The following is a 15,526-nucleotide window of genomic DNA, read 5'->3' as shown; positions in this document are numbered from 1 at the left end:
GTTTATGGAAACAATCGAACTGAAGGATCTGAAGATTCAGGAGCTGAGCTCAAAGAAGCCCGACGTGAAGGTTGTTTCCTTTGAGGGAAAAATCACGAACTCCAATTCTTATGAGCTGAACCGTCGTTTCTTACAGGTATTCGACGACGGCCTTTTTAACGTCGTCATCGATCTCTCGAAGCTTGATTACGTGAACTCAACCGGCGTTGCGATCATCTTCACGCTTTTTTATAAAGCGGCCGAAAAGAGTGGCAGGGTGTGTATCGGCGGTTTGCATCCATTTCTGACGAAGGTCTTTTCGCTGATGGAGCTGCCCGAGGGCCTGGTCGTTTACACTGACATTGAAGCGGCCCTGGCTTCGTATTGAATCGATAAGGTACCCGCCGACGCTGCAAAGATAAGAAAAAAGCCCGGGAGACCGGGCTTTTTTTGGTAGTAGCCTGTCGTAAAACAGGCGATTCAGGCATGAGCCTGAAATCAGCCGTTCCAGGTATGCTTTACGGTGCAGCCGTCGCCATCCGATTGAACGCACGATTCAAGGGCAGCCTTATTGGCTTCTTTCTGAGTGTTGTAGCCGCAGGATGCGCCGATGACCTCGTTGTTGCTGATGGCGATAGCTCCGTATCCGGTGCCTTCGCAGGAAACGAGTTCCTGGCAGTTCGTTCCGCCCTGGCTCTGACAGTTGTCGATGGCAGTCTGAGTTACAGAAGCCATGCTTCCACCCCAGGAGGCGCCGTAAGAACCGGTTTCTTCGCAGAAATAGATTGCAGAATCGGCAAACAATGCAAGGGGAAAAGCTACCATTCCAGCCATGGCCAGAATCATCTTCGTTTTTGTTTTCATAGGTACCTCATTCGGGATTCTATCTCCCTGTTCGATGCATTAGAAGCGTAAGAGTTCGTAAAAGCTCAACAAAAAAATGAGAGCAGAAAAAAAATCGCTGACAGGGTATCGGGAAAGGTCTGATCCTGAGAAAGGACGGGTAATGAGTGTCCGGCAGTCGCCGGTCATCGCAAATGCAGAGGCGCAGGCAGGCTTTTTTATCGGATTTATTATCTGCTGTTACGTCTCCTGAACCATGTACTTCTGAGCCGCTGCCTTAAAGGCAGACCTGCTCGAAGCGCTTTAAAACACGGAGGAACGTATGAGTTCATTATTAACGCTGGCCCTTGGATTTTTGAAGAATGACGAACTGCTCGGGGGCATGGCAAAAAAGCTGAATATCAGTGAGGACCAGGTGCAGAAGATCCTCGTCATCGCAGTTCCGCTACTGATCCAGGCCCTCTCAAAGAATGCCGAAACCAAATCGGGGGCAGAGTCTTTATTTAAGGCGGTGTCGAGCGATCATGACGGCTCCGTTCTTGATAAGGCCGACGATTTTCTCGAGAATCCGAATCTGAAGCAGGGAACGGGCATATTAAAGCATGTGCTCGGGGCGCAGACCGATCCGATGGCCGATCAGCTTGCCGAGCTTTCTGGCGTTGATCCGAAGGTAGCCAAGCAGGTGCTTGGAATGGCTGCTCCTGTTGTTCTGGGCGCCCTTGGCAAGATGCAGTCGGGCGGAGAATTTGACGCCTCTTCGTTGCCTGGCGTCCTTGATTCGGCAAGAGAGATGGCCGAAGCAAAGGTTCCTGGCCTGATGGGAGTGATGAAAGGACTTATGGATGCCGACGGCGACGGCAAGATCGACGACCGCGTCGTTCAGATGGGCTCAGCGCTTCTCTCCAATCTTTTCAAATAAACCAGGGCCCGCCCGCACCCCCTGTGTGCGTCGAAATGACGCGTCCTGCGTCAATCGCCGCACGCTCCGCACTCCTGCTTCGCTACACAGGGGGAGCGGGCGGGCTGGACTCTGTGCATATGGAGCAAATTCAAGTCTCGTCTAACCGACTGCATCCCGCACGCATCCATCCGAACCCCGCCTGGCACTCAACCAATCAACAAAGTGCCACCCGCGGGGTGAGGAATGAGATGCGTGCGGGAATTGGCTTGCCGGGGGCGTGTGACACGGTTTTTCGTCTTATATGACAGTTCCTTTTATCGATCTGAAGCGATTTGAAGACGGCTTTGTCGACACTTTCACCGAAAAGGTGCGCAATCTTACCTCCAACACCTCCTTTGTGGGTGGAGCCGAAGTGCAGAAGCTTGAAGAAACTCTCTGCATGGAGAATAACGTCCGTTATGCCATTGCCTGCGCTAACGGCACCGATGCTCTGCAACTTGCACTGCGCGCGGCCGGCGTCGGTCCTGGCGACACGGTACTTCTTCCCGACCTGACATTCTGGGCTACCTTCGAGGCGGTCGTGAATGTCGGCGCCGATCCTGTGACGGTCGATGTTTCGAGTACCGATCTGCAAATGGATTACGATCTTTTTGTGAAGGCCGTCGAGCAGTATAAACCGAAGGCCGCTATGCTTGTTCATCTCTATGGATGGGCCAGCGCACGCTTGAACGACTTTCGTAGCTTCTGTCTGGAGCGGAGTATTGCGCTGATCGAAGACGGAGCGCAGTGCTATGGCGTTCAGGCGAATGGAACGTCGATCTATTCCGGCGCTCAGATCTCTACGATCAGCTTTTACCCGGCAAAGACCTTTGGCGCTGCGGGCGACGGTGGAGCCGTTCTTACCGACGACGAAAGGCTGGCCGAGAAAATCCGTTCGCTTGGCAACCACGGCCGGGAGCAGCACTATGCGCATGGTAGCGTGGGTTGGAACTCCCGCATGGATTCCTTTCAGGCGGCCTTCTTGAATCTCAGCCATCCGCATTTTGCCGCACGGCTGAAAAGCAGACAGGCCATCGCCCGTCGCTACCAGGAAGAGCTGCCGAAACTGGGCTGGAACTGCGTGCTGCCGCCGGCCGGTATCGTCGAGAACGGATACCTGAACGTCACTCTGCATGACCCCGCCGCTCGCCCGGCCATCGAGGCCCATCTGAAGGCAAAAGGCATCGGATTCGGAATCGTCTATCCTGGCGCCGTTTCGGATCAAAAAGGAGCGGAGGCTTTCCTGAAAGGCAAGGTCGGAGGGGATGTAGCCCGACGCATCAGCGCCTCGGTGCTGAACCTTCCGCTCTTCCCTTATATGACCGATGCTGAGTTTGCAGAGGTTCTGGAGCACTGTCGAACCGCTCGTTGAGCGTGTGACTTACGGCGATACCTTACTTACTCCGGAATTCCGGGGACGGTGTTGGGACTGATCGCGCATTTCCATGAAAAAGAGGCCTGCGGGCCTCTTTTTTTTGCAACCGACGATTGCAATGGGAGTCGCATCCGTTAATGAACTCCATTCAATCATCTACAATAGACCGTGCAGGGGAGCGCGGAGAGACGCCGGCAAAGATTCACCGTCTGGCAAAGAAAAAGCACATCCGGCATGATGCTGAACCGGGTCTTCATCCAGGATCTTCGCAACTTGTGCGTCGGTCACTTGACTGGTTCGGTCGGCTGTACAGCAAACTCTTCTACAAAGCAGAGGCATACGGCCTTGAAAACATCCCCACTGATGGCAGTGTGCTTGTGCTGGCGAAGCATCAGCGCGTGGATGATATTCCGCTTGGCCTGGCCAATGCGCTCTTTCGACGTCGCTGGAATGTCTGGTGCGTGATGAAGGACAGTCTTGCGCATCCCATCTTCTTTAACTACTTCCTGAAATGCGGCGGCATTCCTCTGAATAGAGACGAGCCGCGCAAAAGCAAGAAGCATCTGCTGCACGGACGCAAGGTGCTTCATCAGGGCAATATGCTTGTGATCTTTCCCGAGCAGACGACCGTTCCTTATGCGATGGGCCGCGGTAGAGCGGGCGCTTTTCGGTTCGTCGCCGGAAAGCCCGAGAAACCGCTTCCCGTGCTCTGTCTTGGTATGGAATACCAGCCGCGCGGATGGTTCCGTCGCACAAAATATGTCGTGCGGGCCGGTGAGCTGAAGCATTTCACGGCCGACCATGATCCCGAGCAGTTCTTGCATGAGTGTATGCATGAGATTGCAAGCCTGACCAACCTGACCTATCCGTTTGAAAAAGGTGAGCCTTCCGTATGAACCGTCGTCTTCCTGAAGCGAAAGGCCGCAAACGAGCATTGCTCGTCGAAGGTGGCGGCATGAAGGGCGCCTTCGCCGGCGGAGTTCTGCATGCTTTGAACTGTTATCTGCCGGCGCAGCATTATGATCTTGTCGTCGCCGTATCGTCAGGGGCCTGTTGCGCCGCCTATTATGCGTCGACGCCCGATCCCGAGCCCGAGATCGGCGATCATACGCTATCGATATGGCGTCATGAGCTGGCCGGTCACAGGCTGATATCCATCTTCAATCCGCTCAGGAAGAAGACCCTGCTTGATCAGGAGTTTCTGATCGATTTCCTGTTTGCGAAGAAGTATCCGTTGCAGGCTGAGAACTTTGAGCAGTATGGCCTTCCGGAGTTTCGCGTCGCCGTCACGAATCTGCGTTCTCGATCGATTGAGTATGTTCGGGCGACCGAATCGAATATATTTCCGCTTCTGAAGGCGGCGACGGCTCTGCCCATCGCCACGCGCGGACGGCACGATGTCGAGGGCAGGCTCTGCTCGGATGCAGCGCTGTTGAATCCGCTTCCGGTTAACGATCTGATCGAATGTGGATACACCGACATCACGGTCGTAATGAATTCCCCTTCATGGAGAACTTCAGCTCCCTTCAATTTTCTGACGGGCATGCTTTCTTTTCCACGTGATTGGAAGATGGCAAAGCTGATGCGTCGCTGGCATCATCATCATTTCAACCTTGCCCGTTCGGTAGCCTCGGCGCCTCCGGAAGGCATTACCATCCACACGATCGCGCCTGAACAGTTTCTGCCCGTGGGTCTGGTGACGACAGATCAGGCGAAGCTTGAAGAGACCGTCGCTATGGGTGTACAGGCAGGTGAGCGCGCTGCGAAGATGCTGCTCGAGCATTTTAACGGACAGCAAAAGAAGAGCGCTCGCAACTCCAAAAAGGGCACGAAGGCCACGAAGGCTACCCGGCCATCTGCACCGTCTGCAATAGAGGGAAAGCAGCGAAAGGCCGGCCAGCAGCCGAAAAACAGAGGGAAAGCAGTGCGCTCTGATAGCGTGAGGCAGTCGGCCTGAAATGCTTTCAGGCTGATCTCGTTTCTGACCAGGCCTTTAACAGGCTTTCCGGGTCTTTCTGATTCGATTTCTTGAGATGGATTCCGTCTTATAAAACGGCGGGCCCCTTAAGGAGTTTGCCGAATTTCCGAAGGCCGATGAAAAAAACTTTACCGGCGTTCGATCTCTGCAGGGAATGAGAAATGGCCCAACCTGTTTCGAGAGGGGCGCAGCCCGACAACAAATACGTCATCTTCATGATGAAGGATGAAGAGTACGGTCTTGAGGTTCTCAAGGTGCACGAGATTGTGCGCATTGAGAGTATCATTCCCGTGCCTCATTCGCGTCCCTATTTCCTCGGAATGATGGATATTCGCGGGAAGGTTATTCCCATCATCGACCTGAAAGGCAAGCTTGAGCTTGATGAAGGTGGGACGGGAAATCCCGATCGTGCCATCATCATCGAAGTGGAAAAGCGTCGTATAGGTCTTGCCGTCGATCGCGTATCGAGCGTGGTGCAGTTTCGTCCCGAAGATATCGATCAGGGACCGCCTGCAGTGAAGTCCGTGCATACGAGATATATCTCAGGTATCGGTAAGTTGAAGGAACGCTTCATCGTTCTTATGAACCTTGATCATCTCTTCTCGGGAGAAGAACTCAGCGAACTTTTTTCACAGCAGCGAGTAGGAAAAATGTGAATTTGGTTTGACCGGAGGCAAGGCCAGAGAATCCTTGCTTTCGGTAAGAGTCGATAGCTCAGTCGGTAGAGCATCTCCCTTTTAAGGAGAGGGTCCCGGGTTCGAGCCCCGGTCGACTCAGGCAGTTAATGCCCCGTTCGTCTAGAGGTCAGGACTCTGGATTTTCATTCCAGCAACAGGGGTTCGATTCCCCTACGGGGTACTGGAAATTTTGATACAAACGAAAAGGCCTTCGGGCCTTTTTTTATTTTGTGTTTTCCTTTTTGAAAGAAGAATGCGAAGCTCTGAGCTTCAAGCATGCCTGCGCCATCTCGCTGCCTCAGGCGTTAACCCAAGCTCACAGGTTCGCGTCGATAGTGTGACCGGGCGTGCAGGTAGTTAACAACCAGAGCCGTCCGTCGCGCAGCTTTCGCCTGCTACACCGGTGTTCTTTACGGTATTTGCTTCACGTTTCTCAGCGGCATTCTCTGCAGCAGCCTTGAGAGTATGGTCGATTGCCGCGCGAAGATCATCAAGATCTCTATAGCCTTTTGCAATGGGCCAGGCGACGCGGTTTTCTATATACATGAGCGCTGGAAATCCGGTGATCTGCAGAGCGTGGCAGAGCTGAAAGTCCTGCTTCGTTTCATAGGCGTTTTCTTCAGAGTGATATGCCTGTACGAAGGCATCTGCGTCGATGCCGAGTTCCTGTGCAATTCTGATAAAGGTCTGCTCATCGGTGGGGTTTTCGGCCCTGGCGTAGAAAGCGCTCTGCAAAGCGAAGTAGAATGGAAAGGCAAGATCGGTCCTCATCTCGCGAACAGCGACGACGGCACGGCAGGAAGGCTCAGTGTCGTAACGAAAGTCTCTTCGCGAAAGGATGCTGTAGTCAAACGGTCTTCCCGTAAGCCTTTCTACCTGCTTCCAGTGATGCTCAAGGAATCGACTCAGTCGATCGTCCATCGCTTCGGAGTTTGCTCCAGGTCGAAGCCCTCCCATAACGGGAATAAAGGGAACTTCGTATTCGTGCATGGCCTGTTCGAGGGCGGGGGAGAAGCCGTAGCACGAGGAACACATCGGATCGCCTGCATAGAGAATGGCTTTATCGGGAATCAGCATGATGTTTTAATATAACAGTACACCGGTCACAGGCCTGCATGATTTTCAAAGCAGGGCTCGCTTCCTTCTATTCGCTGAATGAAGTATGAGAAAGGAATCGAGAGAAGAAAATAAAAAAGGGACCGATGGTCCCTTGATCAGATGAACGAGTTGGCGGGGCAGACGGGACTTGAACCCGCGACCTCCGGTGTGACAGACCAGCACTCTAACCGACTGAGCTACTACCCCGAGACTCTTTTGTCAGAGTCGTTTGCGACGTTGCTCCGTCAATCCTTTCATGCGTCTTACGTCGTCAAATCGCGAAAAAAAGTGATCCCACTCCTGACGGCGAATCTCAAGCCAGAGGAAAAGAGCGAGAGGTATCTGAACAAGCGAGGGCAGCAGGCCCGGCATGATGGAGAAGACAAGGCCCGTATAAAACCAGACCCTGCTGTTCAGGAAGAAGGCCATCAGCACGGTCAACAGTATATAAAAAGCCTGCGTCAGACTGACCATCGAGTAGACGACAACGACGCTTGAGAACGTCCAGCTGTCGCCTTCTTCCAGCCACAGGGAAACGGCCAGAGGATGATGGCGTATAAAGGCAAAGACCAGAGCAGCCCAGAGAATCTGGAAGGCTGCTCCTGCGCTCAGATAGAGAAGATAGCGCCGGAATCGCCGGCGCAGCCACCCCGGATGTGCAAGCACGCTCATGCTACATGTAAGCGATCAATCCGGCGTCGGCGATCGGCTCTTTTCGCGCCAATCGATCACCTCAGTTGATCTGCTTGAGTCAGGCGATTCGCTCGCCTTCGGTGATCGGCTCGATTCGCGCCACCGGAAAGGTGATGCGGAAGTCTTCGATCGTCATCACGGCAAGCGGCCGTGCCTGTGTAAGATCGGGAAAGAGCGCAGCATTGATGTGCATAGATTCGATCCTGGCAAGGCGTCCCCATCCGCGGCCCGAATAACGCGTGTGAAACCGCTTTCCGTCTAAGTTCTGTGAGAGCGGGAAGGGGATGAGCGCTGTGTGTACGGGAAAGCGCAGTCCGCCCGATGAGAAGCTCGCTTCGAAGAAGCTTTTGCCATCGCGCTTTACGATGACGGATTCGCTTCTGTTATTGCGTTCGAAGTTGAAGTCAGCAAGCTCTTTGGGAATGCCCCAGTTGGCGCGTCCGTTGACCACGCTGCTCTCGGACGATACATAGATCTTCGAGATGATGTTCGCCGTTCCTTTTTCGGAGCGCAGGCGCCCGGGAATGAACAATAGCTCGCCGTAGGGGCCGCAGTCTGAGCTTTCGTAATCGACGATCATCGTTGCGCCGAGCCCGCCGGCATAGTGGGCCTTCTCTTCTTCGCTCAAGAAGCCGTGTTTCAGTGCAAAGTCCTTTGAGAATTTATAGAGCAGCATGATGCCGCGCCCTTTCAGATTCCAGGGGGCGGGTACTTCCGGAACGCTGGTTCGAGTTTGTTTCTGTTTTGCCGTCATGTTTGATTCCTTTTGGTCTGAATGTGGCCCGATTGTGGCCAGTTTCGTGCCTGTGTGAGATCTCAAATAATTGACATTTGTGTCAATCTGGCAAGCAGAAAAACAATCGGTCGAACACATCTCTGCCCGGTCAGGCGCAGAGACGCCCTGTAATTCATGCGAAGGTGCTTTGATGCTGCGATCACGGAGAGCTATTGCAGCGTGAACGTGATGGTCGTATCCCAGGTGAAGTCTTTTGCCTCTCCGCCTGATTTATAGGGGGAGCTGATGAGCCGGCTTTTTGTTAAGAAGATCTTACGCACGGCCTGAACGAAGTCACCGCGAAAGGCGTCGATGTTACCGCTTGATGTGCGCAGGTTGCGAATGCGAACATCGCGGATCCGGCCATCGGCCGAGATATACAGCGTTACGGCAGCCGTTACGGTGCCGAGATTGGAGCGCCGTGCGCTGGCCGGGTAATCGTCGGCGCTGCTCTCTACCTGAAGCCGCGCCGTAAAGCGCTGATCGAAGTCCATCGTAGGATCAACGGCATTGGCCCAGTTCACGGGTTTTTCGTCGGCGGGCTTATCGGTTTCGATGATCTCGTCTGAAAGATCGCGCGTTTCGGACTGAACGGTTTCGGTCGGCTCCTGAAATTCAACGAAGCTCATTTCGGCGACGATCTCGGGCGCTTCGCCCGTTCCATCATCTTTACCGGGCAGAAGCATGAAGATCAGCTGCGCGAAGACGACGAGCAGGGCGAGGACGACGGCCCCGGCAGCAAGCCATTCGCGTGCATACCAGCGCTCGGTGCGGCGGGCGATCCAGTAGAGCAGATCGTTTCGCAGAAGCGCCATCATGGAGACGGCTCCTTGAGACCGGGAATCTTTTCGTCGGCGCCGCGCGTTGTGATGATCATGCTGCGGATGCCGGCCTCTTTTAATTCCTGGATGAGCGTGTTCATGTAGCGATAGGGAAGATCCTTTTCCATGTTCACATAGACGCGCACGGCGGCCGGGCTTTCGGCCGCTCGGGCCTGAACGAGCGCCCCCAGTCCATTGATGGGATGTCGTTCGTTATAGAAATAGACCTGTTCGCTGGATGCAAGTTCGCGGTTCATATAGATGATCAGCGGAAACGGCGACGTTTGCGCCTGGCCTTCGACGGCCGGCAGAGGAAGATCGAGCGGTTTCTGATCGGTCAGCATCGTCGTCGACATGTAGAAGATGAGCAGCAGGAAGGCGATATCGCCCATGGCGGCGACGGGGATGGCGTCACTTTTTCGTTTTTTACGGAGTTTCATCGACGCCCTCCGGCTTTATCCATCGAGAGCGAGATACGCTGCACGTTACGCTTCTGCAATTCGTCAAGGATGCGCGGCACGGTCTCGACCGGCGCATCAGGAGAAGGCTGCAGAACCACTACAAGATCTCGGTTGGAACGCAGGGCTTCGGCAACGATCGTCATCAGCTCGCTTAACGGAGCGGCCTTACCTTCATGGATATAGGTCCCTTCGGCGTCGATCTTGATCTTGAAAAGATCCTTTTTCTGAATCTGCATCGGAGGCGCGTCCTTCTTAGGAAGCGGTACCTTCACGCCGCGCAGCTCGAGCAGAGCGCTTGCGGCGAGAAAGAAGATGATCAGCAGAAAGGCGATATCCGACGTACTTGCGAGCGGAATCTCCTCTGGCTGCCTCGTTCTGCGTTTTACGCGAATGGCCATGTATGCCTCAGGAGAGCCTGTCAGAGAGCTCGTTCGCACAGCGTTCCAGTTCGATCGTAACCGTATCGATCGAATACAGGAAAAGGTTGTAAACGAGGTATGTGGGGATGGCGATAAGCAGGCCTGCCTGTGTCGTGATCAGGGCCTCTTCCACGCCGCCGGCCAGATCCTTCGCCGTCGGAGCCGCTTTGACGACGAATTGCAAGAAGCTGTGTCGCATACCGACAACGGTTCCGAAGAATCCGAGCAGAGGGGCGAGGTTACCAAGATTCGACAGAAGGTTAAGGCCCCGTTCCAGTTTACCGATCTCTACCGTCGCCGTATTCTCGATGCTTTTTTCAACAGAGGCGACTCCGCGCGAGCGACTGCGCATGCCTTCGCTTAAGATGCGCGAAAGGATCGTACCATCCTCTTTCAGGAAGGCCTCGAGATCGGGGATGCCCCGGTCGAGAGCGGCGCGGAATTTTTCGTAATAGCCTTTTGTCTGCACCCGGCTGCGCTTGAAGTAAAAATAACGTTCCAGGGCGAATCCGATGATGATGACGACGATGATGCCGAGATAGGCCATCGTGCTGCCGCCTTTGATGATCCATTGAAAGATGGATTCTTCTTCGGCGGTGACGATCTCTTCGGCGGGAGCTGCCTGCTCGGTTTTTTCGGCCTCGGGGGCGGGGCTCTGCGAAAGCAGTGGTGGCAGATAACTGAAGATAAGAAGGCCGGCCAGCAGGTAGATTGCCAGAAGATTTTTATTTTTCATGTGCACGAATTGTACGGTGCGGGCATTCCGGTCAACCATTCCTGATCCGGACCGGACAGTCGGGAAACGTAAAAAAACGTTTGTCGACAGTTGCGTTGTGATAACAATTGAGATGATGAAGGTCAATGGAGAGGAACGGTCGCTTGCCGATCTGAAATCCCCCGATATTGGCTCGCTTCTGGAGCTTTACGGGATCAAGCCTGCCGGGGTCGCTATCGAGATCAACGGACAGGTTATCCCCCGACAGAAATGGACCGATGTAAAATTGAACGGTGAAGATCGGATCGAGCTCATCCGATTTGTAGGCGGCGGTTGATGTCAAAAAAAGAAACGAGCAGCGAATCGTTGCGTATTCGGGCTTACCCCATCCTTGATGAGGATTTTTTGCAGATGGCCGGTCTTCAGCCGATGGATCTGATCGATCTCTGGGCCGACGAAGGCATTACGATCTTTCAGTATCGCAATAAGCAAAAGCCCACGAAGGCCAGGCTTGAAGAGGTCGAAAGGAACGCCCGTCGTCGCCGGCTGCGCTGGATCCTGAATGATTATGATCAGCTTTTCTGCGACGGTGTGGCCGATGGCATCCATCTTGGCTGGGAAGACTGGCATGGGCTTCCCGAAGAGCGTCGCCAGGCGCTATTGCGACGGCTGAATGGCGTCCAATCGCTCCAGGCTGAATCCACTCCGCTCTGCGGCATTTCCACGCATACGCCCGATCAGTGGTCCGAGGCTCTGACCCTGCATCGAAGCGGGGTCCTTCCGCTTTCGTATATCGCTTTTGGTCCCTGCTTTAAGACAACCTCCAAGAAAAGTGGCCTGCATCCGCAGTTGCAGAAAGAGGCCTTCGAAGAACTGGAGCGACGTCGCGATGAGGCGAGAAAGAAGGGAGAGCTTCCCGATGCGGTCTTTATCGGCGGAATTGATCCCGATAACCTGCCCGTTCTCGTGCAGACCCTGTCGAATACGAAAAAGAAAGAAGAACGCACGATCTTTGTGGCCTCGATTCGGGCCCTCTCTGATCCGCTCGACATCCGCCGTTTCCGCTCGATTCCGAACTGGAAGCCCTGATCGGACTTGACGAAGCAGGCATAAAGTCGGATTCGGTATGCAGGAACTTTTATGTCGCGGGAATACTCGTCCGCCTGGGAAGACCGGGACTATCTGCTTGAGTACAAGAGCATCGATCTGCTCCGATTGAATCGGGTGCAGCTGCTTGATGTACCCGTTGACAACGTGACGCGTGATGAGGCCGTCGCCAGGGTCTTTGATTTTCTCGAAAAGAAAGACGGCCCCTATTTCGTTCAGTTCCTTGATCCTCTCAAGCTCATGCGCATGCGCCCGGGTCGCAAGCTGGCGAAGCTTGCCGATTCGCATCTGATGCTCGGCGAGAGTGGCGGGCTGGAGTGGGCCTGTCGTCGTCTGCACATCCCGTTCAAGGGCAGGGTGCCGATGATCGCCTTCCTGATGGATCTTTTCAGGCTGGCCCATAAAAAGGATTATACGATCTATATGCTTGGCTCGGCTCCCGAACATATCGAGCGAGTCTATCAGAACCTGACGCGAAGCCTTCCCGGCCTGCGCATCATCGGTCGTCAGAGCGGTCATTTCAACGCGGACCGGGAGCAGCTGATCAAAGAATCGATGCGTAAATCATCACCCGACATTATTCTGATCGGAATGGGCTTTCCACGGCAGGAGCTGTGGATGCGTGAGAATCAGGAGTTCCTGACAAAGGCCGTCGTGATCGGCCTTGATGGGGCGATCGACGTTCTTTCAGGCAAAAAGAAGAAAGCGCCGGATTCTCTTCAGCTCAAGGGGCTTGTCTGGTTCTGGCGAATCCTTGCAAGGCCGTACCGCCTTGATAAGGTATGGTATGCGACTGCCTTTTTTTCGACGGTGCTCTGGCGTTCGTTCAAACGCTGGATTAACCGAAAAACGGCCTGAACACTCCGGCCGGTAAACTCCGGCCGCTTATAACAGACGGCGCATCACTTCTCTGATACGACGGGGTTCAGCCAGTCTTCGATCAGCGGCTTACGGTCGGTCATATCGCGAAAGGCAAGCTCTTTGTTGGCCATGGCCTTTTCTGGAACAAAGCCGGCTTCGCGTGCGATCTCGATCGCCTTCATGTAATGGGTCAGCCCTTTCGTTTCGAGCTTATCGAGCTCCCGCCGCGGAGCGCCGCGATCGCGCTTTTCAAGAAACTCCGCTTCATAGACGGCACCGAGGTTGTTATACACCGAATAGAGAAGATAATAAGACATCTTCTGCCGCTCATCCTGAGGAGAGCCATCTTTTAACGACGGCTCCAGTTCATCACGCAGCTTCAGATAGTATCCGAGAGCGGTGCGATACTGATCGGTATGGAAGGCGGCGTTCGCCTTCCCGAAGTTCAGGTTTGCGTTGGCCGGACTCTCCTCGTATTCGCGATCGAGTTCGCTCCATCGCCGCATCGCTTCTTTAAAATCTCCCTGAATATAGGGAATCCAGCCCAGCCAGAACAGGGATTCGCGTCTCGCCTCGGCGTTTTTAAGACCGATCTCCAGGCCTTTCTCAAGATAGCTTCCGGCCTCGTAGAGTCGAGAGCGTCGATCGTCGTCGGGTTCGTCATGCAGTCCGGATTCTGGATAGATGCGATTCGTTACAGGAAGGTCGCGGTGTTCGATGCCTGCATAGCGCATAAAGACAAGCGATGCCAGATTATAATAGATGATTCCTCGATCGTATTGAACGAAGATCTCATCTTCGGGGTGCATGCCATAAGAACGATAGTTCTGTTCGTAGGACTCAATCGCCTTTAAATAATACTCTTTTGCGCGATCGAAATCGAGGATATCGGCATAGTAGTCGCCGATCTCGTTCAGCGCCGGGTAAAAGCGAGCGTCATATTGATAGGCGTTCTGAAACTGTTTCACCGCACGCTTGTGTTCTTTGCGAACGTTCAGGTATCGTCCGCGCTGGTAATAGCCAGCCGCGTAGCTGGTTCCCTCAATCGTCTGCCCATCGCGCGCTTCTGAGGCGTCGAATACGATTCCGAGCAAATTGACCGCATTATCGTCAAGATCGAGTCCGCTCATAGTATCGACGGGGTCGATCTGGTAGCGAATGCGCAGATCGTCGCTGTCGAGATCGACATAAAAGCCGGCGAGCTTGCTCAGAACAAAGATGGGCATGTCGGATTCAAGGCCGAGTCGCTGGATCTGCCGGTGCTTCTCGATGACGAAGCGCGGATCGCCGTTCTGGCGCCAGATCTCGATATATGTTTCAAGCAATCCCGCATGGCCCGCGACCTCTGCCGGGTTCTGGTCAAGGATCTTCTGATACTCGCGTGCTGCCGTTCCGTATTCGCCGCGGTTATAATAGATGCGTCCGATACCGGCCATCGCCTCGGCATCGGCGGGCCTGCCGAGCAACGTGAGGATCAATCGGTAGTAGTCGACGGCAAGAGAGTCGTTCTTGTATTTCTTTCCTTCATCGGAATTCACGAAGGAGTAAGTGATACCCGAATGGAACCTCGCCAGCGCAATGAGGTTCTCGCGATCCATCTGTCCGTCGCGCAGTCGCGATACGGTATAGGCTCCGGGCTCGATGAGTTCTCGAATGCGATTGTCGGCGGATAGAAGTCGCGTACGCGAGCCGTTTCGCTGTTCGGTTTCGCTGAACCATCGCGAACCGTCTGCCGTGCGGATGAGCGGAGCGCGCATATCGCCGCTCCAGTCATAGGGCGGCTCGACCTTGCCGAAAAGCTTTGTAAAGGCCTCTTCATAAAAGCCGGCCTTCATGTAGCCGATGCCGTATTTGTTCATGTATTCGACATTGAAATTTCCGTCGTCGGCCTCAAGCGCTCGCTTGTAGTATGATTCCGCCGCTTCCCGGCGCTTGAGGCGCTGCTCGCCGCTTTCTTTTTCGGCCTCTCGCAGCTCTTCGAGGCCCATCTCATAGATGCCTGAAATGCTATGGGCTCGCCAGAGATACATGCCCCCAAAAATGCTGATGGCGGCCAGAATAGATGCGGCGACCGTTCCGGCCACGACATAGGCTCGGCGTCGTCGGCGTTGCAGGGCTTCGGGCGTGACGTCTTCGGTGTAGAGGATGGGGACGCCGTCGCGGGTGCGGTCCGGCAAGGCCGTATCGGGTCTGTAACCGAGGTGCTGTTCGATGAATGAGGCAACGGCGTCATCGTTTGCCTGCTCGACGAGCATATGCGTGAGCCGGCGCTGATCGGCCGAACTGATCTTTTCGTTAACAATGGCGTCGATAACGGCTTTGCGCACACCGGGAGAGTAATCGAGAAGCTGGGTGCGCAGTTTTGCCAGCTCTTCGTCGGTGAATTCATCGCCGATGCCGGTGCTCATCATCGCCGTTTGCGACATGTCGGCAAGGTCCGATGTATCGAGACCGAGTCCGTCTCCGCCGAAATCACCGGTATCGAATCCCGCCGATTCGAATCCGCCTGTGTCGAAGCTGTCGTTATCAAGGCCAGCGTCAAGTCCCGGAAAGGAATCATCGGGTACTAACCCTGCACTATCATCGGCCCCGCCGAGATCACCGAGATCGGCACCACCAAGATCCCCGAGATCGGCACCGCCAAGATCGCCAAGATCGGCCCCGCCGAGATCCCCGAGATCGGCACCGCCAAGATCACCGAGATCCGCACCGCCGAGATCACCGAGATCGGCTCCGCCGAGATCACCAAGATCTGAGCCGCCGAGATCACCGAGATCGGCACCG

Annotated in this window: 18 protein-coding genes and 3 tRNA genes; 11 read left to right on the top strand and 10 right to left on the bottom strand. The window is 54.6% G+C overall.

The features are described 5' to 3' along the window. Positions 1-4: 4 nt before the first annotated feature. Complete coding sequence (locus LEPIL_RS10775) at positions 5-367, top strand: STAS domain-containing protein (protein ID WP_002772507.1); 363 nt, start codon at positions 5-7, stop codon at positions 365-367. 110 nt (positions 368-477) lie between these two features. Here LEPIL_RS10775 and LEPIL_RS10770 read toward each other — a convergent pair whose 3' ends face one another. Then, the gene (locus tag LEPIL_RS10770; RefSeq protein WP_002772505.1) at positions 478-843 is read right to left on the bottom strand and encodes a DUF4189 domain-containing protein; all 366 of its coding nucleotides are present in this window, start codon (positions 841-843) and stop codon (positions 478-480) included. Positions 844-1,144: 301 nt separating this feature from the next. Here LEPIL_RS10770 and LEPIL_RS10765 point away from each other — a divergent pair, with 301 nt between their 5' ends. The 7 genes from LEPIL_RS10765 (at position 1,145) to LEPIL_RS10735 (ending at position 5,973) form a co-directional block, all read left to right on the top strand. After that, on the top strand, positions 1,145-1,741 hold the full coding sequence (locus tag LEPIL_RS10765) for a DUF937 domain-containing protein (protein ID WP_002772503.1): 597 nt from the start codon (positions 1,145-1,147) through the stop codon (positions 1,739-1,741). Between the two features lie 283 nt (positions 1,742-2,024). Continuing rightward, positions 2,025-3,134, top strand: coding sequence for a DegT/DnrJ/EryC1/StrS family aminotransferase (locus LEPIL_RS10760; protein ID WP_002772502.1), 1,110 nt, complete (start codon positions 2,025-2,027; stop codon positions 3,132-3,134). Between the two features lie 140 nt (positions 3,135-3,274). After that, the gene (locus tag LEPIL_RS10755) at positions 3,275-4,033 is read left to right on the top strand and encodes a lysophospholipid acyltransferase family protein (RefSeq protein ID WP_002772501.1); all 759 of its coding nucleotides are present in this window, start codon (positions 3,275-3,277) and stop codon (positions 4,031-4,033) included. Further along, positions 4,030-5,094 carry a patatin-like phospholipase family protein gene (locus LEPIL_RS10750; RefSeq protein WP_002772500.1) on the top strand — a complete coding sequence of 355 codons (1,065 nt, stop codon included), beginning with the start codon at positions 4,030-4,032 and terminating at the stop codon, positions 5,092-5,094. The genes LEPIL_RS10755 and LEPIL_RS10750 overlap by 4 nt, the downstream gene beginning before the upstream one ends. Before the next feature lie 182 nt (positions 5,095-5,276). After that, positions 5,277-5,771, top strand: coding sequence for a chemotaxis protein CheW (locus LEPIL_RS10745; protein WP_002772499.1), 495 nt, complete (start codon positions 5,277-5,279; stop codon positions 5,769-5,771). A 47-nt stretch (positions 5,772-5,818) separates the two neighbouring features. Further along, a tRNA-Lys gene (locus tag LEPIL_RS10740) sits at positions 5,819-5,891 on the top strand. 10 nt (positions 5,892-5,901) lie between these two features. Then, positions 5,902-5,973, top strand: a tRNA-Glu gene (locus LEPIL_RS10735). 176 nt (positions 5,974-6,149) lie between these two features. On the opposite strand, the gene LEPIL_RS10730 is transcribed toward LEPIL_RS10735, so the two are convergent. The 8 genes from LEPIL_RS10730 to LEPIL_RS10695 form a co-directional block, all read right to left on the bottom strand. Then, positions 6,150-6,869, bottom strand: coding sequence for a DsbA family protein (locus LEPIL_RS10730; protein WP_002772498.1), 720 nt, complete (start codon positions 6,867-6,869; stop codon positions 6,150-6,152). 151 nt (positions 6,870-7,020) lie between these two features. Further along, positions 7,021-7,097, bottom strand: a tRNA-Asp gene (locus LEPIL_RS10725). Positions 7,098-7,109: 12 nt separating this feature from the next. Beyond that, positions 7,110-7,562 carry a hypothetical protein gene (locus tag LEPIL_RS10720; protein WP_002772497.1) on the bottom strand — a complete coding sequence of 151 codons (453 nt, stop codon included), beginning with the start codon at positions 7,560-7,562 and terminating at the stop codon, positions 7,110-7,112. Between the two features lie 79 nt (positions 7,563-7,641). Beyond that, the gene (locus LEPIL_RS10715) at positions 7,642-8,337 is read right to left on the bottom strand and encodes an acetoacetate decarboxylase family protein (RefSeq protein WP_002772496.1); all 696 of its coding nucleotides are present in this window, start codon (positions 8,335-8,337) and stop codon (positions 7,642-7,644) included. Positions 8,338-8,528: 191 nt separating this feature from the next. After that, positions 8,529-9,176 (bottom strand): energy transducer TonB, encoded by a 648-nt coding sequence (locus LEPIL_RS10710; RefSeq protein ID WP_002772495.1) that lies wholly within the window; start codon positions 9,174-9,176, stop codon positions 8,529-8,531. Beyond that, entirely contained in the window at positions 9,173-9,619 is a 447-nt protein-coding gene (locus tag LEPIL_RS10705) for an ExbD/TolR family protein (RefSeq protein ID WP_002772494.1), read from the bottom strand. The genes LEPIL_RS10710 and LEPIL_RS10705 overlap by 4 nt, the downstream gene beginning before the upstream one ends. After that, complete coding sequence (locus LEPIL_RS10700; RefSeq protein ID WP_002772493.1) at positions 9,616-10,038, bottom strand: ExbD/TolR family protein; 423 nt, start codon at positions 10,036-10,038, stop codon at positions 9,616-9,618. Before LEPIL_RS10700 ends, LEPIL_RS10705 begins: the two co-directional genes overlap by 4 nt. Before the next feature lie 7 nt (positions 10,039-10,045). Then, the gene (locus tag LEPIL_RS10695; RefSeq protein WP_157135058.1) at positions 10,046-10,795 is read right to left on the bottom strand and encodes a MotA/TolQ/ExbB proton channel family protein; all 750 of its coding nucleotides are present in this window, start codon (positions 10,793-10,795) and stop codon (positions 10,046-10,048) included. Positions 10,796-10,910: 115 nt separating this feature from the next. On the opposite strand from LEPIL_RS10695, the gene thiS reads away from it, so the two are divergent. Genes thiS through LEPIL_RS10680 form a run of 3 tightly spaced genes read left to right on the top strand, consistent with a single transcriptional unit; the run spans position 10,911 to position 12,739 of the window. Then, positions 10,911-11,111 carry a sulfur carrier protein ThiS gene (gene thiS / locus LEPIL_RS10690; protein ID WP_040920147.1) on the top strand — a complete coding sequence of 67 codons (201 nt, stop codon included), beginning with the start codon at positions 10,911-10,913 and terminating at the stop codon, positions 11,109-11,111. Further along, positions 11,111-11,863: a thiamine phosphate synthase gene (locus LEPIL_RS10685; protein WP_002772490.1), complete on the top strand. Its 753-nt coding sequence runs from the start codon at positions 11,111-11,113 to the stop codon at positions 11,861-11,863. Before thiS ends, LEPIL_RS10685 begins: the two co-directional genes overlap by 1 nt. 51 nt (positions 11,864-11,914) lie before the next feature. Beyond that, a complete protein-coding gene (locus tag LEPIL_RS10680; RefSeq protein WP_002772489.1) occupies positions 11,915-12,739 on the top strand; it encodes a WecB/TagA/CpsF family glycosyltransferase in 825 nt (274 codons plus the stop codon). A gap of 44 nt (positions 12,740-12,783) precedes the next feature. Here LEPIL_RS10680 and LEPIL_RS10675 read toward each other — a convergent pair. Continuing rightward, a partial coding sequence (locus LEPIL_RS10675) for a tetratricopeptide repeat protein (RefSeq protein WP_040918648.1) occupies positions 12,784-15,526 on the bottom strand: 2,743 nt, incomplete at its 5' end.

This window comes from Leptonema illini DSM 21528 (assembly GCF_000243335.1).
Classification (GTDB): Bacteria; Spirochaetota; Leptospiria; order Leptospirales; family Leptonemataceae; genus Leptonema; species Leptonema illini.
This window is presented reverse-complemented; position numbering and strand designations above follow the sequence as displayed.